At 65.8% G+C, this 26,298-nt stretch carries 22 protein-coding genes; 6 read left to right on the forward strand and 16 right to left on the reverse strand.

Going from position 1 to position 26,298, the window contains the following annotated elements; genetic code table 11:
• Positions 1 to 4 precede the first annotated feature (4 nt).
• The 3 genes from nirD to CA260_RS14365 are packed head-to-tail and all read right to left on the reverse strand — an operon-like array spanning position 5 to position 4,278.
• Positions 5 to 346: a nitrite reductase small subunit NirD gene (gene nirD, locus CA260_RS14355; protein ID WP_111983744.1), complete on the reverse strand. Its 342-nt coding sequence runs from the start codon at positions 344 to 346 to the stop codon at positions 5 to 7.
• Positions 346 to 2,916 (reverse strand): nitrite reductase large subunit NirB, encoded by a 2,571-nt coding sequence (gene nirB, locus CA260_RS14360; RefSeq protein WP_272946570.1) that lies wholly within the window; start codon positions 2,914 to 2,916, stop codon positions 346 to 348. Before nirB ends, nirD begins: the two co-directional genes overlap by 1 nt.
• Before the next feature lie 21 nt (positions 2,917 to 2,937).
• Positions 2,938 to 4,278: an MFS transporter gene (locus CA260_RS14365; RefSeq protein WP_111983745.1), complete on the reverse strand. Its 1,341-nt coding sequence runs from the start codon at positions 4,276 to 4,278 to the stop codon at positions 2,938 to 2,940.
• Positions 4,279 to 4,610: 332 nt separating this feature from the next.
• Here CA260_RS14365 and mutS point away from each other — a divergent pair, with 332 nt between their 5' ends.
• Positions 4,611 to 7,187, forward strand: a complete 2,577-nt coding sequence (gene mutS, locus CA260_RS14370; protein ID WP_111983746.1) for a DNA mismatch repair protein MutS — start codon at positions 4,611 to 4,613, stop codon at positions 7,185 to 7,187.
• Between the two features lie 91 nt (positions 7,188 to 7,278).
• On the opposite strand, the gene CA260_RS14375 is transcribed toward mutS, so the two are convergent.
• Positions 7,279 to 9,186 carry a S53 family peptidase gene (locus CA260_RS14375; RefSeq protein WP_172461856.1) on the reverse strand — a complete coding sequence of 636 codons (1,908 nt, stop codon included), beginning with the start codon at positions 9,184 to 9,186 and terminating at the stop codon, positions 7,279 to 7,281.
• A 461-nt stretch (positions 9,187 to 9,647) separates the two neighbouring features.
• Between CA260_RS14375 and xth the strand changes: the two genes are divergently transcribed.
• Complete coding sequence (xth, locus tag CA260_RS14380; protein ID WP_111983748.1) at positions 9,648 to 10,493, forward strand: exodeoxyribonuclease III; 846 nt, start codon at positions 9,648 to 9,650, stop codon at positions 10,491 to 10,493.
• Here xth and CA260_RS14385 read toward each other — a convergent pair whose 3' ends face one another.
• Positions 10,494 to 10,745: a hypothetical protein gene (locus CA260_RS14385; RefSeq protein ID WP_111983749.1), complete on the reverse strand. Its 252-nt coding sequence runs from the start codon at positions 10,743 to 10,745 to the stop codon at positions 10,494 to 10,496.
• A 451-nt stretch (positions 10,746 to 11,196) separates the two neighbouring features.
• Between CA260_RS14385 and katG the strand changes: the two genes are divergently transcribed.
• On the forward strand, positions 11,197 to 13,455 hold the full coding sequence (katG, locus tag CA260_RS14390) for a catalase/peroxidase HPI (protein WP_111983750.1): 2,259 nt from the start codon (positions 11,197 to 11,199) through the stop codon (positions 13,453 to 13,455).
• A 79-nt stretch (positions 13,456 to 13,534) separates the two neighbouring features.
• Here katG and CA260_RS14395 read toward each other — a convergent pair whose 3' ends face one another.
• From CA260_RS14395 to htpX, 6 genes are all read right to left on the reverse strand, one after another.
• Positions 13,535 to 14,113, reverse strand: coding sequence for a response regulator (locus CA260_RS14395; RefSeq protein ID WP_111983751.1), 579 nt, complete (start codon positions 14,111 to 14,113; stop codon positions 13,535 to 13,537).
• A 97-nt stretch (positions 14,114 to 14,210) separates the two neighbouring features.
• Positions 14,211 to 14,609 carry an RNA-binding S4 domain-containing protein gene (locus CA260_RS14400; protein WP_111983752.1) on the reverse strand — a complete coding sequence of 133 codons (399 nt, stop codon included), beginning with the start codon at positions 14,607 to 14,609 and terminating at the stop codon, positions 14,211 to 14,213.
• Between the two features lie 571 nt (positions 14,610 to 15,180).
• Positions 15,181 to 15,537: a DUF4440 domain-containing protein gene (locus CA260_RS14405; RefSeq protein ID WP_111983753.1), complete on the reverse strand. Its 357-nt coding sequence runs from the start codon at positions 15,535 to 15,537 to the stop codon at positions 15,181 to 15,183.
• A 3-nt stretch (positions 15,538 to 15,540) separates the two neighbouring features.
• Entirely contained in the window at positions 15,541 to 16,443 is a 903-nt protein-coding gene (locus tag CA260_RS14410; RefSeq protein ID WP_172461857.1) for an AEC family transporter, read from the reverse strand.
• 150 nt (positions 16,444 to 16,593) lie between these two features.
• The gene (gene htpG, locus CA260_RS14415; RefSeq protein WP_111983754.1) at positions 16,594 to 18,465 is read right to left on the reverse strand and encodes a molecular chaperone HtpG; all 1,872 of its coding nucleotides are present in this window, start codon (positions 18,463 to 18,465) and stop codon (positions 16,594 to 16,596) included.
• A 111-nt stretch (positions 18,466 to 18,576) separates the two neighbouring features.
• Complete coding sequence (gene htpX / locus CA260_RS14420) at positions 18,577 to 19,473, reverse strand: protease HtpX (protein WP_111983755.1); 897 nt, start codon at positions 19,471 to 19,473, stop codon at positions 18,577 to 18,579.
• Positions 19,474 to 19,678: 205 nt separating this feature from the next.
• On the opposite strand from htpX, the gene gluQRS reads away from it, so the two are divergent.
• The gene (gene gluQRS / locus CA260_RS14425) at positions 19,679 to 20,539 is read left to right on the forward strand and encodes a tRNA glutamyl-Q(34) synthetase GluQRS (RefSeq protein WP_111983756.1); all 861 of its coding nucleotides are present in this window, start codon (positions 19,679 to 19,681) and stop codon (positions 20,537 to 20,539) included.
• Between the two features lie 150 nt (positions 20,540 to 20,689).
• Positions 20,690 to 21,430 carry an acetoacetyl-CoA reductase gene (gene phbB / locus CA260_RS14430; protein ID WP_111983757.1) on the forward strand — a complete coding sequence of 247 codons (741 nt, stop codon included), beginning with the start codon at positions 20,690 to 20,692 and terminating at the stop codon, positions 21,428 to 21,430.
• Between the two features lie 52 nt (positions 21,431 to 21,482).
• Here phbB and CA260_RS14435 read toward each other — a convergent pair whose 3' ends face one another.
• Complete coding sequence (locus CA260_RS14435; RefSeq protein WP_425479749.1) at positions 21,483 to 22,322, reverse strand: tRNA threonylcarbamoyladenosine dehydratase; 840 nt, start codon at positions 22,320 to 22,322, stop codon at positions 21,483 to 21,485.
• 136 nt (positions 22,323 to 22,458) lie between these two features.
• Between CA260_RS14435 and CA260_RS14440 the strand changes: the two genes are divergently transcribed.
• Positions 22,459 to 22,848, forward strand: coding sequence for a cytochrome c (locus tag CA260_RS14440; protein ID WP_111983758.1), 390 nt, complete (start codon positions 22,459 to 22,461; stop codon positions 22,846 to 22,848).
• Positions 22,849 to 22,958: 110 nt separating this feature from the next.
• Here CA260_RS14440 and CA260_RS14445 read toward each other — a convergent pair whose 3' ends face one another.
• The 4 genes from CA260_RS14445 to CA260_RS14460 all read right to left on the reverse strand — a co-directional run bounded on the left by CA260_RS14445 (position 22,959) and on the right by CA260_RS14460 (position 26,226).
• A complete protein-coding gene (locus CA260_RS14445; protein ID WP_111983759.1) occupies positions 22,959 to 23,261 on the reverse strand; it encodes a DUF962 domain-containing protein in 303 nt (100 codons plus the stop codon).
• A 69-nt stretch (positions 23,262 to 23,330) separates the two neighbouring features.
• Positions 23,331 to 24,203 (reverse strand): pirin family protein, encoded by an 873-nt coding sequence (locus CA260_RS14450; RefSeq protein WP_111983760.1) that lies wholly within the window; start codon positions 24,201 to 24,203, stop codon positions 23,331 to 23,333.
• Between the two features lie 14 nt (positions 24,204 to 24,217).
• Positions 24,218 to 25,276: an NADH:flavin oxidoreductase/NADH oxidase gene (locus tag CA260_RS14455; RefSeq protein ID WP_111983761.1), complete on the reverse strand. Its 1,059-nt coding sequence runs from the start codon at positions 25,274 to 25,276 to the stop codon at positions 24,218 to 24,220.
• Positions 25,277 to 25,329: 53 nt separating this feature from the next.
• Positions 25,330 to 26,226: an alpha/beta hydrolase family protein gene (locus CA260_RS14460; RefSeq protein WP_111983762.1), complete on the reverse strand. Its 897-nt coding sequence runs from the start codon at positions 26,224 to 26,226 to the stop codon at positions 25,330 to 25,332.
• Positions 26,227 to 26,298 lie beyond the last annotated feature (72 nt).

Genomic DNA, 26,298 nt, shown 5'->3' on the forward strand with positions numbered 1-26,298 from the left:
GCGCTCATGCGCCCCGCCTCACTTGCACGAGATCGCCATCCCGCCTGACCTGCCACGTGCGCACCGGGTGCTGCGGCATCTCCAGGCACTCGCCGGTGCGCAGGTCGAAATGTTGCTTGTGGATGGGCGACGCCACCACGATGCGTTCGCCCAGGCTGCCCACCAGTCCACGGGAAAGCACGGCAGCCTGCGAATGGGGATCGATGTTGTCGATCGCATACAGCGCCTCGCTTCGCAACCGGAACACGGCAACCTGCTCGCCGTCGACGAGGGCGCATACGCCTGTATCGGGAACGATCTCGTCGAGGCGGCAAATGGACGTCCAATCGATGTCTTCCACGCGCATCACTCCGTCTCCACCACGACGGGAATGCGAGCCGAACGACGGCGCTTTTCCTCCACCGTGGCGGGTCTTATCTGGCCGCGTTCCGGCACGAAGGCCACCTGGTCGTCGCCGGCCTCGCTGTTGATGAAATGGCGGAAGCGACGGCGTACCTCAGGGTCGTTCACCGCCTTCTTCCACTCGCACTCGTACGTGTCCACCACGTGCCGCATCTGTGCTTCGAGCTCAGCGGCGATGCCGAGGCGATCGTGGACGATCACCTCGCGCAGGTAGTCGAGGCCGCCTTCGAGGTTGTCGCGCCACACGCTGGTGCGCTGCAGCCGGTCGGCGGTGCGCACGTAGAACATCAGGAAGCGGTCGATGGTGCGGATGAGCGTGTCGGTATCGAGGTCGCCGGCGAGCAGCTCGGCATGACGCGGCTTCATGCCGCCGTTGCCGCACACGTACAGGTTCCAGCCCTTCTCGGTCGCGATGATGCCGACGTCCTTGCCCTGCGCTTCCGCGCATTCGCGCGTGCAGCCGGATACCGCGAACTTCAGCTTGTGCGGGGAACGCAGTCCCTTGTAGCGGTTCTCGAGGTCGATCGCCGAGCCCACCGAATCGTCCACGCCGTAGCGGCACCACGTGGAACCCACGCACGACTTCACCGTTCGCAGCGACTTGCCGTAGGCGTGGCCCGATTCGAAGCCGGCGGCGATCAGCGCTTCCCAGATGAGCGGCAATTGCTCCAGGCGCGCACCAAACATGTCCACTCGCTGGCCGCCGGTGAGCTTGGTGTAGAGGCCGAACCTGCGTGCGATCTGGCCGACGGCGATGAGGCCATCGGGCGTCACTTCACCGCCCGGCATGCGCGGCACCACCGAGTAGGTACCGTCCTTCTGGATGTTGGCGAGGAAATAGTCGTTGGTGTCCTGCAGCGAAGCATGCTCGCGCTGCAGGACGAACTCGTTCCAGCACGATGCCAGGATGCTCGCCACCGTGGGCTTGCAGATATCGCAGCCCAGCCCTTTGCCGTGGCGGGCCAGCAGTTCGTCGAAGCGGCGGATGCGGCCAACGCGAACGAGGTGGTAAAGCTCCTGCCGCGAATAGGCAAAGTGCTCGCACAGGTGGTGGTTCACCGCCAGGCCCTGGCGCGTCATCTCGTCCTTCATGATCTGCGTGACCAGTGGCACGCAGCCGCCGCAACTGGTGCCCGCGCGCGTCGCCTCCTTCAACGCGCCCATCGACGTCGCACCCGCCGCCACGGCCTCGCAAAGCTGGCCCTTGCTGACGTTGTTGCATGAACACACCTGGGCCGAAGCCGGCAGCGCATCCACCGCAAGGCCAGGCTTGGCCTTGCCGTCCGCCGTGGGAAGGATCAGCGATTCGGGTGCATCGGGAAGCTCCAGGCCGTTGAGCACCATCTGCAGCAAGGTGCCGTAGTCGGCGGCATCGCCGACCAGCACACCGCCGAGCAGGCGCTTGCCGTCCTCCGACACCACCAGCTTCTTGTAGACCTGGCGCCGCCCGTCACTGAACTGGTAGCTGCGGCTGCCCGGCGTGGCGCCGTGGGCATCGCCGATACTCGCCACGTCCACGCCCATCAGCTTGAGCTTGGTGGACATGTCGGCGCCGGCGAACTCCGGCAACTCGGGCGCCGTCTTGCGGGTCAGCAGCGCGTACAAATGCTTCGCCACCACGCGCGCCATGTCGTATCCGGGGGCCACCAGGCCGAACACCTTGCCGCCCCACTGCGCGCACTCGCCGATGGCGTAGACGTCGCGGTCGCGCGTGCGGCAGAAGTTGTCGACCATGATGCCGCCGCGCTGCCCCACGCCCAGCTCGCTTTGCCGCGCCAGTTCGTCGCGCGGACGGATGCCCGCGGAAAACACGATGAGGTCGGTTTCCAGATGGCTGCCGTCCGCGAAACTCATGCGATGGCGCAGCGTCTGGCCATCGGCGATCTGCTGCGTGTTCTTGCCGGTATGCACCACCAGGCCGAGGTCCTCGATGGTCTTGCGCAGCACCTGTCCGCCGATGTCATCCACCTGCACCGCCATCAGGCGCGACGCGAATTCCACCACGTGCGTTTCCAGGCCCATGTCGCGCAGCGCCTTGGCGCACTCCAGGCCCAGCAACCCGCCGCCGATCACCACCCCATGGCGCGATCGCGCGCCCCATTGCGAAAGCGCCGCCAGATCGTCCAGCGTGCGATACACCAGGCAGCCCGGACGGTCGTTGCCCGGTATCGCCGGCACGAACGGCGTCGAGCCCGTGGCAATCACCAGCTTGTCGTAAGCGATGACCTCGCCACTGCGGGTCGTCACGCGTTTCATCGCGCGATCGATGCCCACCGCGCAGGTGGCCAGGCGCAGGTGGATGCCGGCCTGCTCGAAGAAGCCCGGCGTCACCAGCGACAGCTCGTCGGCGCTCTTGCCGGCGAAGAATTCCGACAGGTGCACACGGTCATAGGCAGGCTGAGGCTCTTCGCACAGCACCGTGATATCCAGGTCGTGCGCCTGCAGAGCGACCAGTTCCTCGAGCAACTTGTGGCCCACCATGCCGTTGCCCACCACGACCAATTTCATCGTCATGTCGATGATCTCCCCGTCGAATCAGTCGATGGCCAGCGCCGGTGCGGCACGGCCCTGCTGCAAGGCTTCCTGGTAACGGCGCTCCTCGTCGGCCACGTGCTCGTGGCTGAAGCGCACCGCCAGCGCGCATAGCGAACCGGCGATCACGAAGCCACCGAGCGCCATGAAGGTGTGCTGCACCGAGCCGGTGTATTTCTGCAGGAAACCGGCCGCTACGGCGCCGACGTTGCCGCCCGCGCCAACGATGCCGGCCACGCCGCCCAGCGCCTTGCGATCGATGAATGGCACCAGCGCGTAGGTGGCGCCGCACGCCATGTGCGTGAACAAGCCAAAGGCAAGCATTGCGGTCACCGCCGTGCCCGCATCACGCGCGTTCGAAAACCATAGAAGCCCGATGCCTTCGCACAGCATCAGCGCACACAGCAGTCGCGCTCGGGACAACAGGCCCTGCCTGCGCGCCAGCCGATCGGACGTGAGGCCTCCGAGTGCACGCGCGAACAACGCCAACAAGCCGAACGCGCCCACGGCGAGGCCTGCGCTGCGCAGGTTCCATCCGAAGCGATCGACGTAATACGAAGCCGCCACGCCGTGCACGAATAGTTCGATGCCGAAGCAGCCGGCATAGGTGACGAACAGCATCCATACGCGGTAATTGCGCGCTGCCTGTCGAAACGTCGACCAGCCGCCCGGCTTGCCGCCGCCACGCACGGCAATGCGCGCATGTGACGCACGAAAGTCGCCCTCGGGACCGTCCTGCGTGAACGTCCAGTAGAGGATGCCCACGATCACCATGAGCACGCCGGGCAACACCATGGCCACGCGCCAGCCCACGCGGTGATCCAGCCCCAAAGCAAGCAGGCCGGCGAGCAGCAGCGGCATCACCGCCTGCGCCGCGCCGCCACCCGCGTTGCCCCAGCCCGCCGTGGTGGCACTGGCGGTACCGACGACGTTGGGCGCGAACATCACCGAGGTGTGGTACTGCGTGATCACGAAGCCCGCGCCCACGACGCCAATCGCCAGCCGCGCGATGAGGAACGAGCCATAGCCCTGCACCAGTGCCATGCCGAACACCGGAACGGCGCCGAGCAACAGCAAGCCTGCATACGTGCGCCGTGGTCCGAACCGGTCGCACAGCGGCCCCACGAGCAGACGTCCGAAGATGGTCACGGCCACGGCGGCGATGGTGATGTTGGCGATCTGGTCCGGCGTGAGCCCAAACTCCTGCCGCACCAGCGGCATGAGCGGCGCCACCGCGAACCACGCGAAGAAGCACGCGAAGAACGCCATCCAGCCCAGATGGAAAGCGCGCATCTGCGGCGTGCGCCATTGCCACAACTCGATCCGCGTCGCCTTGCCCGACATGGCACGTCCTCCCGAAGATGACGAATCGCCCCTGCGCGCCCGAGAGCGCCGGCCATCGGCCGCCCATTTGTTGCTTAGCAACACACATGCCACGCTTCCGGCCCGCCGAAAACCAAAGGCTTGCGGCGTTTCCGGCCGCCATTGAGCCAATCAGCTGCACCAGCCCCGGCCTAAGGCCCAGGCGCTTGCACCATTGCAGTGCAGCAAATGTCCTGCGAGACACGGCTGGCCACGCGCCGTCGCTGCTCAACAAGCGCGTGCCGAACCGCTAAAGTGAGCGCCTTTGGCCGACGTCACGCCGCCGGCAGGCAACATCAGGACACCGCACAGGAATGGCCGAGAACAGCACCGAACACACTCCACTCATGCGCCAGTACCTGGGCGCCAAGGCCGAGCACCCGGACGTGCTCCTGTTCTTCCGCATGGGCGATTTCTACGAGCTGTTCTACGACGACGCGCGCAAGGCGGCGCGCCTGCTGGACATCACGCTGACCCAGCGTGGCCAGTCCGCGGGCCAGCCGATTCCGATGGCCGGCGTGCCCTATCACGCAGTGGAAAACTACCTGGCGCGCCTGGTGCGGCTCGGCGAGTCCGTGGCGATCTGCGAGCAGATCGGTGATCCCGCGCTCGCCAAGGGGCCGGTGGAACGCAAGGTGGTGCGCATCGTCACGCCAGGCACGGTGACCGATGCCGCGCTGCTGGAAGAACGCCGCGACAACCTGCTGATGGCGATCAGCGCGGGCGCGCATGGCGCCTATGGCCTCGCCTGGGTCGATCTGGCCAGCGGCCGCTTCCTGCTCAGCGAGGTGCCGAGCGCCGAGGCACTGGCTTCCGAACTGGCGCGCCTGCAGCCGGCCGAGACGCTGGTCGGCGAAGACGTCGCGTGGCCGAAGTTCGTCAGCTCCCTGCCTGGCCTGCGCAAGCGTCCGCCGTGGCATTTCGACGGCGATGCGGCGCGGCGCGAACTCAATCGCTTCTTCGGCACGCGCGACCTCGGTGGCTTCGGCGTGGATCGCATGCCGTTGGCGATCGCCGCGGCCGGCTGCCTGCTCGGCTACGTCGAAGAAACGCAGAAGAGCGCGCTGCCGCATCTGTCCGGCATGGCGGTGGAAAGCGCGGGCGAGACCATCGCGCTCGATGCCGCCACGCGCCGCAACCTCGAACTCGATACGCACCCGAGCGGTCGCACGGAACATACCCTGCTCGGCGTGCTCGACGAATCAGTGACGCCGATGGGCGCACGCCTGCTTCGTCGCTGGCTCAATCGGCCGCTGCGCTCGCGCGATCTGCTGCGCAGCCGCCACCAAGCCATCGGTACGCTGATCGACAACCGCCAGTACGAACCGCTGCGCGAACAGCTGCGCGGCATTGGCGACCTGGAGCGCATCCTTGCGCGCGTCGCCTTGCGCTCGGCGCGTCCGCGTGATCTGTCCACGCTGCGCGACGGCCTTGCCGCCGCCCCCGCACTGCGCGCGCTGATGGCCTCGCTCGACAGCCCCTTGTTGCATTCGCTGGTGGAGCGCATCGGCGATCACGCCGGCACGGCCGCCCTGCTCGCCCGTGCCGTGGTGCCGCAGCCGCCGGTGCTTCAACGCGATGGCGGCGTGATCGCCGATGGCTACGACGCGGAGCTGGACGAGCTGCGCCGACTCGCCACGAACGCCGACCAGTATCTGGTCGAGCTGGAGGAACGCGAGAAAGCCGCCAGTGGCATCGCCACGCTCAAGGTCGGCTACAACCGCGTACACGGCTATTACATCGAGATCAGCAAGGGCCAGGCCGACAAGGCGCCCACGCATTACACGCGCCGCCAGACCACCAAGAACGCCGAGCGCTACATCACCGAGGAACTGAAGACCTTCGAAGACAAGGTGCTGTCGGCCAAGGAACGCTCGCTGATGCGCGAACGCGCCTTGTATGAAGCCTTGCTCGATACCCTGATCGCCGAACTGGAACCATTGAAGAGCGCAGGTTCCGCGATGGCCGAGCTCGACGTGCTCGCCACGCTGGCGGAACGCGCCTCGACGCTCGACTGGAGCGCGCCCGAACTCACCGACGAACCCGGCGTCGCGATCGAACGCGGCCGCCATCCGGTGGTGGAAAAGGTACGCGACGAGCCATTCGAGCCGAACGATCTCGCGCTGGACGACAACCGCCGCATGCTGGTGATCACCGGTCCGAACATGGGCGGCAAATCGACCTACATGCGCCAGAACGCGCTGATCGTGCTGCTCGCGCATATCGGCAGCTACGTGCCGGCGTCACGCGCGGTGATCGGCCCGGTCGATCGCATCTTCACGCGCATCGGTGCGGGCGATGATCTTTCGCGCGGCCAGTCCACCTTCATGGTGGAAATGAGCGAGACGGCCAATATCCTGCACAACGCCACCGAGCACAGCCTGGTACTGATGGACGAAGTGGGCCGCGGCACCAGCACGTACGACGGCCTGGCGCTGGCACGCGCCGCTGCCGTGCATCTGGCGGCCAGCAGCCGTTCGTACACGCTGTTCGCCACGCACTACTTCGAACTCACCGAGCTGGCCAACGAATACCCGTCCATCGCCAACGTGCACCTGGACGCCGTGGAGTACGGCGAACAACTGGTGTTCATGCATGCGGTGAAAGAAGGCCCGGCCAACCGCAGCTTCGGCCTGCAGGTGGCGGCGCTCGCCGGCTTGCCGAAGTCGGTGATCGCCGATGCGCGCCGCACGCTCGCCGAACTCGAACGCGGCATGCATCAACAGGCCTCGGCGGCCGGCGGCAAGAGCACGCCGGCCGATTCACCGCAACTGGGCCTGTTTGCCGCGCAGCCTTCCGTGGTGGAGCGCGCACTGGAAAACATCGACCCCGATGCGATGTCGCCCCGCGAGGCACTCGAAGCGCTTTATCGCCTCAAGGCACTCGCCTGAGCGATCCACTCGCGGCGCACGGGTGCGCCGCGAGGACTCCCCCCGGTTGGCCGATGCACGTCGCAGCCACGCGACGGTCGATGCGCGGTGACTACAGGCCCCAGTACGTCGTCACGTAGTCATTGAACTTGCCGATGTCGAGGCTGCCCCAGCCATAGCAGGCGCTCCATCCCGGCGTCGGGCAGTTGTAATTGTAGAAATTGCCGTGTTCGCTCGCGCTGAAGTCGTGGAGCGGGCTGCGGTCCTTGGCGAAGTTCGCGTACATCTGCGGTGTCGGCAGTCCCAACGCGTTGCCATGCGCCGATTCGATGCGCGCGAACAAGCCGGCAAAGACGGAAGCGGACAGTTCCGTGCCATTGAACAGATGGTGTTCCACGCCGTCCACGATGATGCGCGCGCCGCTGGCAGGGCCGGCGGGATGGTCCTTGTCGGTCCAGTCGCTGGAGATATTCATGTGCGCATCGAAAGCCAGGTCCGGCACGTAACGCTGGGTGTTCGGCAGCTGCGCGAGGTTGGAGGTGACCGTGAGCGCTTGCGCCGCCTGCCACGCGGGCACGCTTTCATGCAGGCTGTAGCCGGCGTTCGCGTACCAGTAGTCATAAGTGACGGTATGGTCCTCGGGGTCGAGGTAACTGGACATCTCCGCCCAGAGCGACTCCCCGTTCCACTGGTTGGCGCTGCCGACGCTCGCCTGCGATCCACCGATGGCGACCACGTAGGGCGACGTCGCCGGTTCCGGTGGGAACTCGTAGACATCGTCGATTTGCCAGTTCAGGTCGTTGTTCTCGCCGACGGGCACGACGAACACCTGCCCTTGCGCCTGCGCCGCCATGAAGATCGCGTCGTCCTGTGCCTGCGCACCGCTGAGATAGGCGATGGGCTCCCATACCGACCAGGAGCTTTCGATGATCTTCGCGGCATCGTCCGCGACGGCCCGGTTGTACGCCCAGGTCAGGTCGAGGGTGGAAGGCGCGCCGCCGGCATTCGGCATCGCGTAGAAGCTCAAGCCGGCCAAGCCGCCGGCAGCGCCGACGATGGTCTGGCTTTCATCCTGCGCACTGCCTTCGCCGAGCACTCCTGCGCCGGTGGGGACGACCATGGTGGGCACGTTGGGCAGCCGGTGGTTCGCGGTGAACGTGCCGAGATCGTTGATGGTCTGGCTCATATCGCCCTGCACGACGATGGCGACCGACGTGCGCGAACCTGGAGCGACACCATCGGCGTTGTAGATGGTGGCGTAATCGAGCGGACTGTAGCCGCTGCTGGACACCGGCGCCGACGGCAACGCCAATGGAGCGTGATACTTGCTGCCATAACCCAGGCCCGGCAGGCCTTGCACGATATCCACGATATCGCCCAGTGCAGCCGGCACCTGGACGGGACTCGCGGCGCCATAGCCGGTTTCGCTGCCCGACGGATAGCTCAGCGTCCATTGCATCATCGAGGTATGGAAGGCCTTGCTGGCCTGGTCTACCGTGCCATGGGCGGCAACCAGCAACTGGTTCGGCGCCACGCGGATATCGGTAAAGCCGTTTTTCCGTAGATAGGCCGCTACCGCCTGCGCCTGGCCCGGCGTCGGCGCATAGGTATCCTGGAACTGCGCGCGGCTGAGGTAATGCCCATACACGCGGCTGCCCGGCTGCGTCACCTCGCGCAGGAAATTCTGCAGCTGTGGGAGATGGCGAAGTTTCAGCGAGATCAACAGCTGAAGCGGCTTGGACGGATCAAGCGGCGCGAGTCCACTCGCATCGACGCAATACGGCGCCGTTCCGCCAAAAATGACGCTGCCGTAGAACGCGCTGTTGATCGCCCAGGCATTGCTGCCGACGTACTCGCAACCCTCGACCGGTGGCGGGATCAGCGCCTGCGGGGTGGCAGTGGATACCCAGCCACTCTCAGCGTGGACAGGCAGCGTGCACAGCGCGAGGCTCAACGCGATCGGCCATGCAGCGAACAGTTCGGACCTGCGGACGACAGGCGTGCGGACGGTGAAGGACATGGCTAACTCCTCTGCAAGAGTCGAGCGCGAGTCCTCTTCGAGAGGCACGCGCTCCTGCACATCGAAGCGCCTGAGGGCGGTGCGATGCGGCCTTTGGGCCTGTCTTCCCCCTGTCGAGGTCCGCGAGTCTATGCCGGTATTTTCGCGTTTGCCCATGCATGCAAATGAATGAGCGGCACTGCGATCGGATACTGTGATTGGCGTCGTGAAGGTCGCAGGCCATGCGAAGACGATGGCTCATCTTCGCTGCGGTTCATGCTCGAACCGTCTCCTTCGGAGACCGGCGCAACAAGCCCTCTTCTTAAGCGGCCACTGCCGTGGCGGATTTCACTCATGCTGTTCGCGCATGTGGCTGAGCTTGCCAGTGGCGGCGATGCACGCCGCCACGCTGCGCAAGCTCACACTCGAATGACGCGTGCCAAGCGACATTGCCGATACCCAACGACGCGTGGATTTTTCGCATGACGCTCACGCTCGCGACGTTCAACATCAACGGCATCCGCGCCCGCCTGCCGAACCTGCTCGCATGGCTGGAGCGCGAAGCACCGGATATCGCCTGCCTGCAGGAATTAAAGGCGACCGATGAAGCGTTTCCCATCGAAGCCATCCGCGATGCCGGCTACGACGCCGTGTGGCATGGCCAGAGTGCATGGAACGGCGTGGCCATCCTGGCGAAGGGCGAAACGCCGAAAGAGCGCCGCCGCGGCCTGCCGGGCGGCGCCGAGGATACGCACAGCCGCTACATCGAAGCGGAAGCGCGAGGCGTGATCGTCGGCTGTCTCTATCTGCCCAATGGCAATCCGCAGCCCGGGCCCAAGTTCGACTACAAGCTTGCCTGGTTCGATCGCTTCAACCGCTATGCGAAGCGGCTGCTCAAGAGCGGCGAACCGGTGGTGCTCGCCGGCGACTTCAACGTCGTGCCCACCGACGAGGACATCTACAACCCTGCATCCTGGCGCCACGATGCGCTGCTGCAACCGGAAACACGCGAGCGCTATCGCAAGCTGCTGGCACAAGGCTGGACCGATGCCTTGCGTGCGCGCTTTCCCGACGAGCGGATCTACACGTTCTGGGATTACTTCCGGCAGCACTGGCCACGCAACGCCGGGCTTCGCATCGATCACCTGCTGCTGTCGCCTGCCTTGGCCGAGCGCATGACGAAGGCGGGCGTCGACCGCTGGGTGCGCGGCGAAAGCAAGGCGAGCGATCACGCACCCGCATGGGTGCAGCTTGCGGAAGAGCCACGAAGCAGGACGCGCGTATCGACGCGCAAGACCACGGCGCGGCGACGCAGCACGGCAACATGATCAGTGCGGATATTCCGATTTGCGCGCCCGGCCGATCGCTTCGAGCACGGGGCGCGAGAGGTGATCGAGATCGAGCATGACCTTGCCTGCATGCACGGCTCGCACGCCGCTGGCGGGTATCAGGAAGTCGCCCGAGTTCTCGATGTAGACAATGACCGCGTTCTCTTCCGGCAACAGACGCCGCACCGCGCCGACACCGTCTTCGCCATCGGCGACGAACACCAGCGAACCTTCTTCGATTGACTCGGCCATGGCCGGCCTCCACGCGTATTCACTGCGGTAAATCGTCGATAAGGTCCCGTCGGGCTGGCGTGAAGCGCTCGTCGCAGACGTTCAGGTCGCGTCGTCACACCGTCATCACCAGGCAGAAGGCGAACTTGCCGAGCTGAGCCATGCGCACACGGCATCCCATAGCCCTCATCTATGGAAAGCATCAAAACAATCGAATTCACCCGCAGGCACGACCTGCGTACATTCGGTTGCAAGCCAGCCGTCGCCAGCCATTCCCTGTTGCTAGGAAATGCAGTCATGGGAAACCACCGCGTCAGTCCCGTGTCCCGCCTGGTGCCGCAAGCGCCGCGGTTCGGACGATCGCCACGCCGACGAGCCCTGCGCGCCCGCACGCAATACCTCTCATCATTTCCATGCCCGGATTCCCCAAGGTCCGGGTTGCTGAATCACCGCGGCCAAAGGTAGAGCCCCCATGTCAGCCCAAATGAAATGCCCGTTCCACAGTACCGCCGGCTCCGGCACCACGAACCGTGATTGGTGGCCGAACCAGCTCAACCTGAAGATCCTTTCCCAGCACTCGGAAAGGACCGACCCCATGGGCGAGGATTTCGATTACCGCAAGGAATTCAAGACACTCGACTTCGCCTCCGTGAAGCAGGACCTGCACGCGCTGATGACCGACTCGCAGGAGTGGTGGCCGGCCGACTTCGGGCATTACGGCCCGCTCTTCATCCGCATGGCCTGGCATGCGGCCGGCACCTATCGCATCGGTGACGGACGCGGTGGCGCCGGCAGCGGCCAGCAGCGTTTCGCGCCGCTCAACAGCTGGCCTGACAACGCCAACCTCGACAAGGCCCGCCGCCTGCTGTGGCCGATCAAGCAGAAATACGGCCGCAAGCTTTCCTGGGCCGACCTGCTGGTGCTGACCGGCAACGTCGCCCTGGAGTCGATGGGCTTCAAGACGCTGGGCTTCGGCGGCGGCCGCGCCGACGTGTGGGAGCCCGACGAGGACGTTTACTGGGGCAACGAGAAAACCTGGCTGGGCGGCGACGTTCGCTACGGCAAGGGTCCGGGTGGCCAGGACGAAGCCGTGCTGGTCGCGGAGAAAGAGCTGCATGGCAGCGAGACCAGCCGCACCGACCACGGGCGCCGCCTGGAGAACCCGCTGGCTGCCGTCCAGATGGGCCTGATCTACGTGAACCCCGAAGGCCCCGACGGCCATCCGGACCCGGCGGCCGCGGCGCACGACATCCGCGACACCTTCGGCCGCATGGCCATGGACGACGAGGAGACCGTCGCGCTTATCGCGGGCGGCCACACCTTCGGCAAGACGCATGGCGCGGGCCCTGCCACGCATGTGGGCCCGGAGCCCGAAGCCGCCGGCATCGAGGACCACGGCCTCGGCTGGCGCAGCAGCTTCCGCAGCGGCAAGGGCGGCGACACGATCACCAGCGGACTGGAAGTGACCTGGTCGCAAACGCCGACGAAGTGGAGCAACTACTTCTTCGACAACCTGTTCGGCTTCGAATGGGAGCTCACCAAGAGCCCGGCCGGCGCCCACCAGTGGACGCCGAAGAACGGCGCCGGCGCAGGCGTGATTCCGGACGCCCACGATCCGTCGAAGAAGCACGCACCGACCATGCTGACCACGGACCTCTCGCTGCGCGTCGATCCGGCCTACGAGAAGATCTCGCGGCGCTTCCACCAGCATCCGGAAGAGTTTGCCGATGCCTTTGCGCGCGCCTGGTTCAAGCTGACCCATCGCGACATGGGGCCGCGTTCCCGCTACCTCGGCCCCGAGGTTCCCAAGCAGGACTTCATCTGGCAGGACCCGATCCCCGCGCTCGACCATCCGCTGGTCGACGACAAGGACATCGCGTCGCTCAAGGCGAAGATCCTTGCCTCGGGCGTATCCATCCCTGAACTCGTCTCCACGGCGTGGGCCTCGGCCTCCACCTTCCGCGGCTCCGACAAGCGCGGCGGCGCGAATGGCGCGCGCATCCGCCTCGCGCCCCAGAAGGATTGGGCCGCCAACGAACCCCAGCAGTTGGCCAAGGTGCTGAAGGCGCTGGAAGGCGTCCAGCGCGACTTCAACGGCAGCGCATCAGGCGGCAAGAAGGTCTCGCTCGCCGACCTCATCGTGCTCGGCGGCAACGCCGCCGTCGAGCAGGCCGCCAAGAACGCGGGCGTCACGGTCACCGTACCGTTCTCGCCGGGCCGCATGGATGCCTCGCAGGAACAGACCGACGTGGAATCGTTCGAGGTGCTCGAGCCGCTGGCGGACGGGTTCCGCAACTTCCTCAAGGGCCGCTACAGCGTGCCTGCCGAGAAGTTGCTGGTGAACAAGGCCCAGCTGCTCACGCTGACGGCGCCGGAGATGACCGTGCTGGTGGGTGGCATGCGCGTGCTGGACACCAACGTCGGCCATGGCAGGCAGGGCGTCTTCACCGAGCAGCCGGGAACGCTCAGCAACGACTTCTTCGTGAACCTGCTCGACATGGGCACGGAGTGGAAGGCGGCGGAAGGCGGCGAGCTGTTCGAAGGCCGCGACCGCAAGAGCGGCGCACCGCGCTGGACGGCCATGCGCGTCGATCTCGTCTTCAGTTCCAACTCGCAGCTGCGCGCACTGGCCGAGGTCTACGGCAGCACCGACGCCAAGGAGAAGTTCGTCCGTGACTTCGTCGCGGCCTGGACCAAGGTGATGAACCTGGACCGCTTCGACCTGGCCTGATCGACAGGCACAGCGTCAAAAAACGAAGGGCGGCCATCCTGGGATGGTCGCCCTTTCCGTTGACGGCACGCCGGAATCGTCAGGCCGCGAGCTCGGGCACGCTGCCGCTCTCGGGCCGCTCGCTGGTCGCGTTCGCCAGCATGGCTGGAATGGTTTCCACCGGCACGGGGAGGCTCACCACCTTGGCAAGGTCGCGCACAGGGAGGCGTTCCTGCTGCACCAGGCGATCGATGCTGCGCGCCACCTCGGCATGGCCAAACGGCTTGCTGATGAAGTCGTCGGCACCGAAACGCTGCACGTAGAACTGCTCGGTCGCCTGCTGGTTGCCGCTGATCATCACGATCGGGATGTGCTGGGTTGCCGCGTCGTGGCGCAGCGAGCGCAGCACGGAAAACCCGTTCATGCCGGGCAGCACGATGTCGAGGAAGATCATTGCCGGCGGCTCCGATCGCGCCATCTCCAGCGCGGTCTCGCCATCGGCCGCCCGCACGACCTCGTAGCCATCGACTTCGAGCATGCGCCCGAGCACCGCGCGGATCGTGGGCGAATCATCCACCACCAGCACCCGCGCACCGAGCGTCGTCTTGCGCATCGCCTCCGGTGCCGGCTCCTGCGCCGCACCGCCCAGCCATCGCTTCAGAAAGGTCAAGCCCGTCATCGTCGTCCTCCCAGCACCGTCCAAGGAGAGCCGTCTTTTCGCGGCTCTTGGAGGGAGATGCTCCCGCAGAACGCAGCCGCGTTCTGCGATGGGCGACTCACATGGAATCCTTAAGCCGTCGCAATTCTCGACGTGCCTGCTTGTCCGGACGGCCTGGAGGGGCCATCGCGCCGACCAGCTTGCGCTGCGCCTTCGCTTCTTCGCGAGCCTTCACGCTGGCTTCGCTTTCGCGGTAGAGCCCCTGCGCTACCGGCGCCGGTCCACGTTTTTCGGACAGCGCCAGCACCTCGACCTCCAGTCGCTCCTCGCCCCGGCTGATGCGAAACACGTCCCCGACGTGCACCGCCTTGGCCGGTTTGCAGCTGGCATCGTTGAGGTCGATCTTGCCGCCATCGATGGCCTGCTTGGCCAGGCTGCGGGTCTTGAAGAAACGCGCGGCCCAGAGCCAGACGTCGGCGCGCACCGTTGGTGCATGAGGAGATGGAGCGGATGACATGGGCCCATTGTCACCCATCCACGTCTCTCCGCATCCATGGGCCCGCTTTGGTGTAGGAGCGCACCCAGTGCGCAATAAGCCAACGGAGCGGTGAAGCGAGGCGCCGCGGTCGCCCACTGGGTGGGCTCCTACAAAAAACCCTGCGGCCTCGCCTGTAGGAGCGCAGCCAGTGCGCGATAAGCCGACGGAGCGGTGAAAACGAAGCGCCGCGGTCGCCCACTGGGCGGGCTCCTACAAAAAAGCACCGAAACCCTGCGGCCTCGCCTGTAGGAGCGCACCCAGTGCGCAATAAGCCAACGGAGCGGTGAAGCGAGGCGCCGCGGTCGCCCACTGGGTGGGCTCCTACAAAAAGGGGCACCAAAACCCTGCGGCCTCGCCTGTAGGAGCGCACCCAGTGCGCGATAAGCCAACGGAGCGTTGAAGACGAGGCGTCGCGGTCGCCCACTGGGTGGGCTCCTACAAAAGGCGCACCGAAACCCTACGGCCTTGCCTGTAGGAGCGCAGCCAGTGCGCGATAAGCCGACGGAGCGGTGAAGACGAACCTCCACAGCCGCCAACAGCAGGGTCCCCGCTAAAGCACCGTCCCCTGATGGAACATCATCCGCCAGCGCCCGTCACGCAGCCGCCATATGGAACTGCGCAGCGAATCGGCGGCGGGACGCAGCGGCGTGGCGCCGCGGTGTGCGCGATACGTCAACAGCGCCACGTCTTCCGCAAGCAAGGTCAGGCGAAAGTCCATGGCCTCGCGTGGCGAAAACGCTTCGTCCCTCAAGGCATCGATCACCGATTCACGCGTCCACACCGTGCCCGACACGCCGAACTCAAAAAAGTCATCAGCGATCAGCGCCCGCAACGCGTCCGCATCCGCGCGCACCTCCTGCCGATGCAGCTGCGTTTCGAGGTCGATCAAATGCGCCAGAAGATCCATCGCCTATCCGCCCATCCATAGGTTGCCCAACGGGATCGTGACCAGCGACAGCACGATGCCTGCACCGAGAATCGTATTGGCCAACGTTGGCTCCAAGCGGTGCTCGTCGGCGAGAATGGCCGCCGAAATCATCGGTGCCATGGCGGCCTGCAACACACCCACGGTGAGCGTCAGGCCACCTACGCCGGCAGCCAGGCCCAGCGCCAGCGACGCCAGCGGCGCGAGCAACAGCTTCCAGCCGAGCCCCAGCGAAAGCGGGAGCAACTGGCGTTCACCGAGATGGAACTTGAACTGCAGGCCCACCGAGAACAGCGCGAGCGGCGTCAACGTAGCGCCGATCGGCGCAAGCACGCCTTCGAGCATGTCCGACCACCCGCCCAGGGCGCCAACGATGCCGCCGACTACCAGGGCGATGAAGGCGGGAAACGTCAAAATACGGCGGGCGATTGCCGCCGGCTGCGGGGTCTTGCCCGAATACCATGCGGCGACCGCAACACCCGCCGAAGCAAGCAACGGGAAGCAACCGAGCTGGTCCGCCACGACGGCCAACGCGAGACCTTCCTTGCCGTGCAGCGCCTGCATCATGGGGTAGCCCATGAACGACGTGTTGCCCAACCCGCATACCAAGGTGAGTGCGCCGATGCGCCCGCGCGACCAGTTCAGCAGGCGGCCCAACACGGCGAACAGCAGCCACGCACCGAAGAACACGACCCACATCGCCGCCACGGGAAACCACAGCTGCGTGTCCACCTTCACCTTGGGCACCAGGTCCAGCACCAGCGCCGGCAGCGCGACGCGGAGCACCCACCAGTTGATGCCATGAACGGTGCCACTGGGCGGCTTGGCATAGCGCGCAACCAGCGCGCCAAGCACCAGGCAGGCAAATAGCAGGAGCAATGCGCTCATGGACGTCCCATGAAAAGAAACGGCCGCAGTATAGCGGCCGTTGGCGTGATGCCTTTTGCAGAAGCAGGAACCACATCGGCTCGTCAGGTGCCCCGCGCCGAGGTGCAAGGACACTGGACTTCACCGCGGTGAACCGTTGCCCGCTGCGTGTTACCCCACGATCAGACGATTCAATCGCTGCACGAAAGCCGCCGGATCCGGCAATTGCGCACCCGCGGCGATCTCCGCCTGATCGAGCAGCAGGTTGGCGAGATCGCCAGCCTTGGCCGTATCGCTCTCGCTTTCCACGCGCTTGAGCAACGGATGCTGCGGATTGATCTCCAGCGTCGGCTTGCTCTCGGGCATCTCGTGGCCGGCCTCGCGCAGCAGTCGTGCAAGATGCGGCGCCATTTCAAAATCGGACAGCGCCAGGCACGACGGCGAATCGGTGAGACGTGCGGACACACGCACCTCGTTCACGCGATCGCCCAGCAGCTCCTTGAGCTTCTTGAGCAGCGGCTCGGCCGCCTTGCTGGCTTCTTCCTGCTGCTTCTTGCCGGCTTCGTCCAGCGGCAGCTCGCCCTTGGCGACGTTGCGCAGCTTCTTGCCGGCGTACTCGTTGAGGCTGCCCAGCATCCACTCGTCGACACGATCGAACATCAACAGCACTTCGATGCCCTTAGCCTTGAACGCCTCAAGCTGCGGGCTGCCCAGCGCGGCGGTGTAGCTGTCCGCGGTGATGTACCAGATCGTGTCCTGTCCCACGTCCATGCGGCCGATGTAGTCGTCCAGCGACACGGCCTGCCCGGCGCCGTCGCCCTTGGTCGAGGCGAAGCGCAGCAGCTTGGCGATGCGCTCGCGATTGCCGGCGTCTTCCACGATGCCTTCCTTCAATGTATTGCCGAAGGACTTGTAGAACGTGGCGAACTTCTCCGGCTCATCGCGCGCCAGCTTCTCGATGAGGTCGAGCACGCGCTTCACGCAGGCGGCGCGGATGCGCTCCAGCTGGCGGTTGTGCTGCAGGATCTCGCGGCTCACGTTGAGTGGCAGGTCGTCCGCATCCACTACGCCACGCACGAAACGCAGGTAGTTCGGCAGCAGTTCTTCCGCGGCGTCCATGATGAAGACGCGCTTGATATAGAGCTTGAGGCCCTTGCGTTCGTCACGCCCGCCCATCATCAGGTCGAACGGCGGCTGCTCGGGGAGATAGAGCAGCGTGGTGAAGCTCTGGCTGCCTTCGACGCGGTTGTGCGTCCACGCGAGCGCGTCGTTGAAGTCGTGGCCGAGCGACTTGTAGAAGCTCTGGTAGTCCTCGTCGGAAATCTCGTTGCGCGGCTTGGCCCACAGGGCCGACGCGTCGTTGACGGTTTCCCACTCGTCGGTCGGCTTGCCGTCCTGCTCCTTCGGCATGCGGATCGGGAAAGCCACGTGGTCGGAGTACTTGCGGATCAGCGAACGCAGTTCCCAGCCCTTGAGGAACTCGTCTTCGTCTGCCTTCAGATGCAGGATCACGGCGGTACCGCGCTCCGGCAGATCGACCTGGGCCAGGCTGTATTCGCCCTTGCCGTCGCTTTCCCACTTCACGCCTTCGCCCGCGGGCTGGTCGGCGCGACGGCTCAGCACGGTGACGCGATCGGCCACCACGAAGGAGGAATAGAAACCCACGCCGAACTGGCCGATCAGGCGCGCGTCGGTCTTCTGCTCGGCGCTCATCGCCTCGAGGAAGCGACGCGTGCCGGAGCTGGCGATGGTGCCGATGTTGGCCACCACTTCGTCGCGCGTCATGCCAATGCCGTTGTCGCGCACGGTGACGGTGCGGGCGTCGGCGTCCCAGCTCACCTGGATCTGCAGTTCGCCATCGCCGGTGATCAGATCAGGATGGGCGAGCGACTCGAAGCGCAGCTTGTCGCAAGCGTCGGAGGCGTTGGAGATCAACTCGCGCAGGAAGATCTCCTTGTGCGAGTACAGCGAGTGCGTGACCAGGTGCAGCACCTGGGCGACTTCGGCTTCGAATTTGCGGGTTTCGGGCGTGGCGTTCGTCATACGGAAAGGCTCGTTCGAAAGTCAGTCAAGAGAGAAAGATACACAAACGAAGGGGCCGACAAGTCGGCCCCTCAGGCTACCCGCCTTCGCCGGGAAGGCGGGTGAAGACGATCAGGTGTTAGCCGAACCCTGCAGCGCGGCGATGCGCTCTTCCAGCGGCGGATGGCTCATGAACAGGCGCTTGAAGCCCGTGGCCAGGTGGCCGGAGATGCCGAACGCGGCAATGGTCTGCGGCAAGGTGCTTTCGCCGTGCTGCACCTGCAAGCGCTGCAGGGCGGAGATCATCGCGCCACGGCCGGCCAGCTTGGCTCCGGCCGCGTCCGCGCGGAATTCGCGCCAGCGCGAGAAGGCCATCACGATCATCGAAGCGAACAGGCCGAACACCAGCTGCAGCACCATCACCGACACGAAATAGCCGATGCCGCCACCGCCGTCGCGGTCACGTCCGCCCGACAGCCAGCTGTCGACCAGCCGGCCAACCACGCGTGCCGCCACGATCACCAGCGTGTTCACCACGCCCTGGATCAAGGTCAGCGTCACCATGTCGCCGTTGGCGACGTGGCCGATTTCATGGCCCAGCACGGCCGACACCTGCTCGCGATCCATCTGCTGCAACAGGCCCGTGCTCACCGCGACCAGCGAGCTGTTCTTGGTCATGCCGGTGGCGAAGGCGTTCATTTCAGGCGCGTCGTAGATCGCGACCTCGGGCATGCCGATGCCGGCGTTCTGCGCATGGCGCCGCACGGTATCGACCAGCCAGCGCTCCGCCTCGTTCTGCGGCTGCTCGATCACACGGGCGCCGGTGGACATCTTCGCCATCCACTTGGACATGGCCAGCGAGATGAACGCGCCGCCCATGCCGAACACGGCGGCATAGATCAGCAGGCCTCCCATGCCGCCGTAACCACGGGCGGCGGCCCACTGGTCGACGCCAAACAGGTGGCAGACGATGCTCAGCAGGAACAGGACGGCAATATTGGTAAGCAGGAACAATGCGATGCGACGCATGGCTGTCTCTTTGGCAGTCATGAAGGAACACAGACGGCTTTCGCCGTCACCCAAGGATCGTGGCGAAATCTTGCGGTTTCAAGGCCTGCCTTTCTGTAGGAGCGCACCCAGTGCGCGAAAAGCCTACGGAGCGGGACGCCGTGACTCTGCGGTCGCGCACTAGGTGCGCTCCTACAAGGGAGAGCTTCCTCCGTACAATGAACGGATGACCTATCGCGGACGTTTCGCTCCTTCTCCGACCGGCCATTTGCATTTCGGTTCACTCGTCGCCGCGGTGGGTAGCTGGCTGTGCGCACGCCACGCGGGCGGGGAATGGCTGCTGCGGGTGGAGGACATCGATCCGCCGCGTGAAATGCCGGGCTCCGCCGAGAGCATCCTGGCCGCCCTGCCCGCCTTCGGGCTGGCGGCCGATGCTCCGGTACTGTTCCAGTCCACTCGCCAACCGGCCTACGACGCCGCGTTCGAACAGCTGAAGGCGGCGGACCGGGTGTTTCCCTGCTGGTGCAGCCGCAACGACCTCGCCGGCGGCCTGCACCTGGACGGACGTTGCCTGGCCGCGCCCCAGCCGGACCGGCAGCCAGCCTGGCGATTGCGGGTGCCCGACGTGGATGTCCGCTTTGACGACGGCCTGCAGGGCCCGCAGCTGCAAAACCTGCGCACCGCCGCCGGGGATTTCGTGATCCGACGGGTCGAGGGCTACTACGCCTACCAGCTCGCCTGCGTCGTGGACGACGCCTTCCAAGGCATCACCGAGGTCGTGCGAGGGTATGACCTGCTCGACTCCACGCCACGCCAGATCTTCCTGCAGCGTTGCCTGGGCCTGCCCACGCCTGCCTACCTGCACCTGCCGCTGGCGCTGGATGACGGCGGCCGCAAGCTCTCCAAGTCGGAACAGGCCCATCCGGTGGACCCTACCGATCCGATGCCGGCACTGCGCCGTGCCTTCGCCTTCCTCGACCTGCCTGCTGCGCCGGCGGCCACCCGGCCGGCCGATCTCCTTGCCCACGCGCTCGGTCATTTCGATCCCGCCCGGCTGCCGCACTGCAGCGAACGGATGGCCGCCTAAACGGCAACCGCCTTCCGTTATCGAACTCACCGCACGTTGCCGTGGAATTTGCGTATGCTCCGTAGACGTTTTGCCATGTAGCGCGGTTACACATGGCTACGCCCCACAACGCACGGGCGAACGGGCATTCGGTCACTTCGGAGAACAGGCATGACGCAGCGCACGGCATTGGTCACAGGCGGCACGGGCGGAATCGGCACCGCGATCATTCGGTATCTCGCCCGCCAGGGGCATCGGGTTGCCACCAACTATCGCGACCAGGCCAAGGCGGAAGCGATGAAGGAGATGATGGCGAAGGAAGGCATCGAAGTGATGCTGGTGCCGGGCGACGTAAAGGACCCCGACTCCTGCGAAGCCATGGTGCGCATCATCGAGGCCGCGATGGGCCCGGTGGAGATCCTGGTCAACAACGCCGGCATCACGCGCGACACCACCTTCCACAAGATGACCTATCCGCAGTGGATGGAAGTGGTGAACACCAACCTCAACGCGTGCTTCAACGTGACGCGCCCGGTGATCGAGAGCATGCGCCAGCACAAGTGGGGCCGCATCGTGCAGATCAGCTCGATCAACGGCCAGAAGGGCCAGTACGGCCAGGCCAACTATGCCGCAGCGAAGGCCGGCATGCACGGCTTCACCATTTCGCTGGCTCAGGAAAACGCCAAGTTCGGCATCACCGTGAACACGGTGTCGCCCGGCTACGTCGGCACCGACATGGTGATGGCCGTACCCGAGGACGTGCGCGAGAAGATCATTGCGCAGATCCCGGTGGGCCGCCTCGGCAAGCCCGAGGAAATCGCCCATGCGGTGGCCTTCCTCACCGGCGAGGAAGCGGCGTGGATCACCGGCGCGAATCTCTCGATCAACGGCGGCCACTACATGGGTTGGTAGGCCGCTGTCACCCTGTGGCACAAAGAAAGCGCCGGCATGTCCGGCGCTTTTTTCATCCCTGCTTGTCGCCCTGAAGCAGTCGTTCCATCACCCGTCCCACCGCCGCGAACGCGAAAGCGCCGGTGACGTGCGTGGCGGCGCCCAGGCCGCCGCCGCAGGCAAGATTCAACGCCTCGGTGCCATTGGCCACCGGCGGCCGCGTGCCGCACACCGTGCCATCCGGCTGCGGGTACTGCACGTTCTGCAGCGAATACACCGCCGACACACCGAAGTAGCGGTCGGGGTTCTTCGGGAAGTTGAAGTCCTGACGGAGCTTCTTGCGGATCAGGCTGAACATGGCGTCGTGCTCGGTGCGCGACAGGTCACGCACGCGGATCTGCGTGGGATCGGTACGGCCGCCCGCCGAGCCCACCGTCACCATCGGCAGCTTGCGGCGGCGGCACCAGGCGATGGCTTCCAGCTTCACGCGGAATGCATCGCACGCGTCCAGCACCACGTCGTAGCCGCGATCGAGCAACTCGTCCAGCGTGGAGGTGGTGAGGAAACGCTCGATCGCGTCGATCTTGATCGCCGGATTGATCGCGCGCAGGCGCTTTTCGATCACGCCGACCTTGGACTTGCCGTATTCGCCATCCAGCGCGTGCAACTGGCGGTTGGTGTTGGAGACGCAGATCTCGTCGGCGTCGATCAGGGTGAGATGCCCCACGCCGCTGCGCGCCAGCGCCTCGGCCGCCCACGAACCCACGCCGCCGATGCCGATCACGCACACATGCGCCTGGGCCAGCCTGTCGACGCTGCCCACGCCATAAAGTCGCTCCACGCCGGCAAAACGCTCTCGCGGGAACGGCACCTCGCGCACCGCCGCGTTGCCGGGGGAATGATGCGCGGCCACACCGGCCGTGCCATCGGGATGCTTCACTGGAATCCACCAACGTCTTGAAGAACGTGCATTTTAGCGGGAGGCGAGCCACCGCGCAGGCAGCCCGTTATGCTTGCCATCTTTGTGCCTTTCCATGGAAATCCAACGCATGCGCGCCGCCCTCCTGATCGTGCTCGGCCTGTTCATCGGCATCCTCGGCACCGTGTTCGCCCTGAACGCGCTCCGCCAGCATCAACCGCTGTCCCATTCGGTGATGTCGCTGATGGATCACCATGCCGGCGAACTGCGCGCGGCGCTCAAGGCCCAGCACTGCGAAGCGGCGCCCATGCGCCAGCACCTGACGCGCCTGCTGCAGACCCAGGCCGATATCGGCGAGGCTTTCCCGGGTGTCGACCAACCCTTCCTGGATGAGGCCGCCAAGCTGCACGACAAGACCCAGGCCGCCCTGGATGCCGCGCCCGCCGACTGCAAGGCGCTGGCCGCGGTGCTCAAGCCGATCGCGGAGACCTGCCAGTCCTGCCATCAGCAATACCGCTGACGCGGCCTGGCCGTGATGTAGGAGCGCACCCAGTGCGCGACCGCAGGGTTTCATTGTGGCCGCTCCGCAGGCTTATCGCGCACTGGGTGCGTTCCTACAAAAGCAGCTGGTCAGAGCCTGATCTTGCCTTGCAAAATCTGCCAATACATCACCCAGTCACCCATCAGGCTGTAAAGCGGATGGGTGAAGGTCGCGGGCCGGTTCTTCTCGAACACGTAATGCCCGATCCAGGCGAAGCCATAGCCCACGACCGGCGCTGCCAGGAGCCACCACGCATGGCCCGTCACCAGCGCCGTCGCGATCACCACCAGTACCAGCGTGCTGCCGACGAAATGCATGCGTCGGCATTGGCGATCGCTGTGCTCGTTCAGATAGAACGGATAGAACTCACGGAAGCTGGCGTAGCCGGACATGCATTCACCCTTGGCGTGATGACAACAGCCTAATCCGGCTCCTCTGGCGATGCATGCGCTTCCGCAGCATCACGCAGGCAGCGGGATGTATTCCGCTTCGTCGCCGATCACCTTGCCCATTCGCTGCGCGGCCCAGTCGGCCTTGGCCTGTTCGATGCGCTCGCGGCTGCTGGCGACGAAGTTCCACCACAGGTGGCGCTCGCCATCCAGCGGCGCGCCGCCGAACAGCATCACGCGGCTGGCCGTGCGTGCGCGCAGCGGCGGCGAATCGGGGCCGGCCTGCACGGCGGCCTGCATCGGCGCCACGATCACGCCGTCCCACTCCACTTCGCCGTCCACCACGCATACGCCGCGTTCCACGTGATCCTCAGGCCACGGCAACTCGGCACCCGCCTCCAGCGTCGCCTCGATGAAGAACATCGGCGCGAAGACCTTCACCGGTGACTGCTGGCCATAGCCCGAGCCGGCGATCAGCACCAGCTTCGCACCCGGCAGGTCGACGCGCGGCAGTTCGTCGGCGCCGTGATGGTGGAATTCCGGGTCGACTTCCGCGTCCTTCTCCGGCAATGCCACCCACACCTGGATGCCATGCGCGCGCTGGCCACCGCCACGCGCTTCCGGCGGCGTGCGCTCGGAATGCACGATGCCGCGACCGGCCGTCATCCAGTTCACTTCGCCAGGACGAATGTCGGCGATGCTGCCGATGCTGTCGCGATGACGGATCACGCCTTCGAACAACCATGTCACGGTGGCCAACCCGATGTGCGGATGCGGGCGCACGTCCATGCCCTTGTCCTCCAGGAAGGTCACCGGCCCCATGTAGTCGAAGAAGACGAATGGGCCCACGTGGCGCGCCTGCAGCACCGGCAGCAGGCGTCGCACGTTGAAGCCATCGCCCAGGTCGTGCACGCGGCCATCGATCAAGATCGGCTGTTGTTCCATGTCGGTTCCTTTGGTTACCACGCCCGCTGGTATTGCAGCGGCGCGGTGATCGGCATGCCCAGTTCCTGGGCCGCACGACGCGGAAAGTACGGATCGCGCAGGCTTTCGCGCGCGATCAGCACCACGTCGGCAGCACCTTCGTCGATGATGCGCGCGGCGTGTGTGGATTCGGTGATGAGCCCCACGGCGCCGGTCGCGATGCCCGCATCATGGCGGATGCGCGACGCGAATGGCACCTGGTAGCCGGGCGACACGGGAATCTTCGCGTGCGGAATCAGGCCGCCGCTGGAGGTGTCGATGAGATCGACGCCGAGTGACTTGATGTCCCGCGCGAGCTGCACGCTCTGCTCGATATCCCAGCCGCCCTCGGTCCAGTCGGTGGCGGAGATGCGCAGCCACAACGGCAGATGCTCGGGCCATACCTCGCGCACCGCGCCGATCACTTCGCGCACGAGGCGCGTGCGGTTCTCGAAGCTGCCGCCGTACTCGTCGGTGCGATGGTTGCTCAGTGGCGAGATGAACTGGTGCAGCAGGTAGCCATGGGCAGCATGCAGCTCGATGAGCTGGAAGCCGGCCTCGAGTGCGCGCACCGCGGCCGCGCGGAAGTCAGCGACCACCTTGGCGATGCCGGCGGCGTCCAACGCCTGCGGCACATGCCAGTGCGCGTCGAACGGGACGGCCGAGGGCGCCACGGTCTGCCAGGCGCCCGCGTCCGCCGCCAACGGATGACCGCCCTGCCATGGCGGCAGCACGCTGGCCTTGCGGCCGGCATGGGCGAGTTGCACGCCGGCTACGGCACCCTGCGTCGTGATGAAGCGCGTGATCGGCTGCCAGGCCGCCAGCTGCGCATCGTTCCACAGGCCGACGTCGCCCGCCGAAATACGGCCTTCCGCGGAGACGGCGGTCGCTTCCACGATCACCGCGCCGGCTCCACCCACGGCACGGCTGCCCAGATGCACCAGATGCCAATCGTCGGGTACGCCGTCGGTGGCCGAGTACTGGCACATGGGCGCTATCACCAGCCGATTGCGCAAGGACAGGCTGCGTTGGGCGAAAGGAGTGAAGAGGTTCATCGAACGGGTCCGGAATAAGGATCCGCTTCACATGCCGGCGACAGATGGCCGCTTCAAGGGCGCAAGGCCGACGGCAAACCGGACAGCCAGGCGATGATGCGTTCGGCGACGGGCCCTGGCGTCTTCATCCAACCGAAGTGATCCGCCGGCCGGCCGTCCATGTCGCTGGACGTCAGCAGCTGCCGATCGACCTGCGCACGGGGCATCTTTCCCAGCAGCCACGACAGCGAAGCCTCGGGACCCAGCCAGTCATCGGCAAAGCGCAGCGCCAGCAGGGGCATCTGCAGCCTGCCCAGGCGTTGCTCGAGATCGTCGGCCATGCCGACGGCCGCATAACGGCCGGTGCGCCCGCTGCGCGCCCAGTCGTCGATCACGCCACGGGCTTCGTTGCCGCCGAAACCGATCTTCCTGCCCGGCAGATACCCGACCACGTGCGCAAGACACGGTGCCGCGGCATACGCCAGCCGGATCCATGCGCCGTGACGATATTGTCGCCAGTACGGCGATCCGCTGGCAGCCACCACCAGGCCGCCCACCGCGTCCGGATGCATGGCGGCGTGGAGCGAGGCCAGCTGCGCGCCAAGACTGTGTCCACCCAGCAGCAGGCCCTGATGGGGCAATCGCTCGCGCACCGCCGCGAGGCCCGCGGGAAGGTCGTCCTGCAGCAACTCGCGATAGCCCCAGTTCTGATGCCGTCCCGCGCGACGATTGCTGGAGCCGATGCCTCGCCATTCGTGGATCGCCATCGCCACGCCTGCCTCGGCCAGCGCTTGCGCCAACGGCAGGTACTGCCTGGCCGACACACCCAGCGCCGGCAACCAATACATCACGCAACGAGGCGTGCGCACAGGCAACTGCAACAGCACCTCCGCCTGCGCGCCGTCCGGGGCTCGTGCCGGCAGGGCTTCGCAAGCAGGCAACGGTGATGTCGAAGGCAAAGGCACGGACATGGATGATTGCCGCTGAAGCGAAACGACGCAGGCTAGTGAATCCACTCCATGGGAAAAAGGCCGCTAAATGAA

It is taken from the genome of Dyella jiangningensis (assembly GCF_003264855.1).
GTDB lineage: Bacteria > Pseudomonadota > Gammaproteobacteria > Xanthomonadales > Rhodanobacteraceae > Dyella > Dyella jiangningensis_C.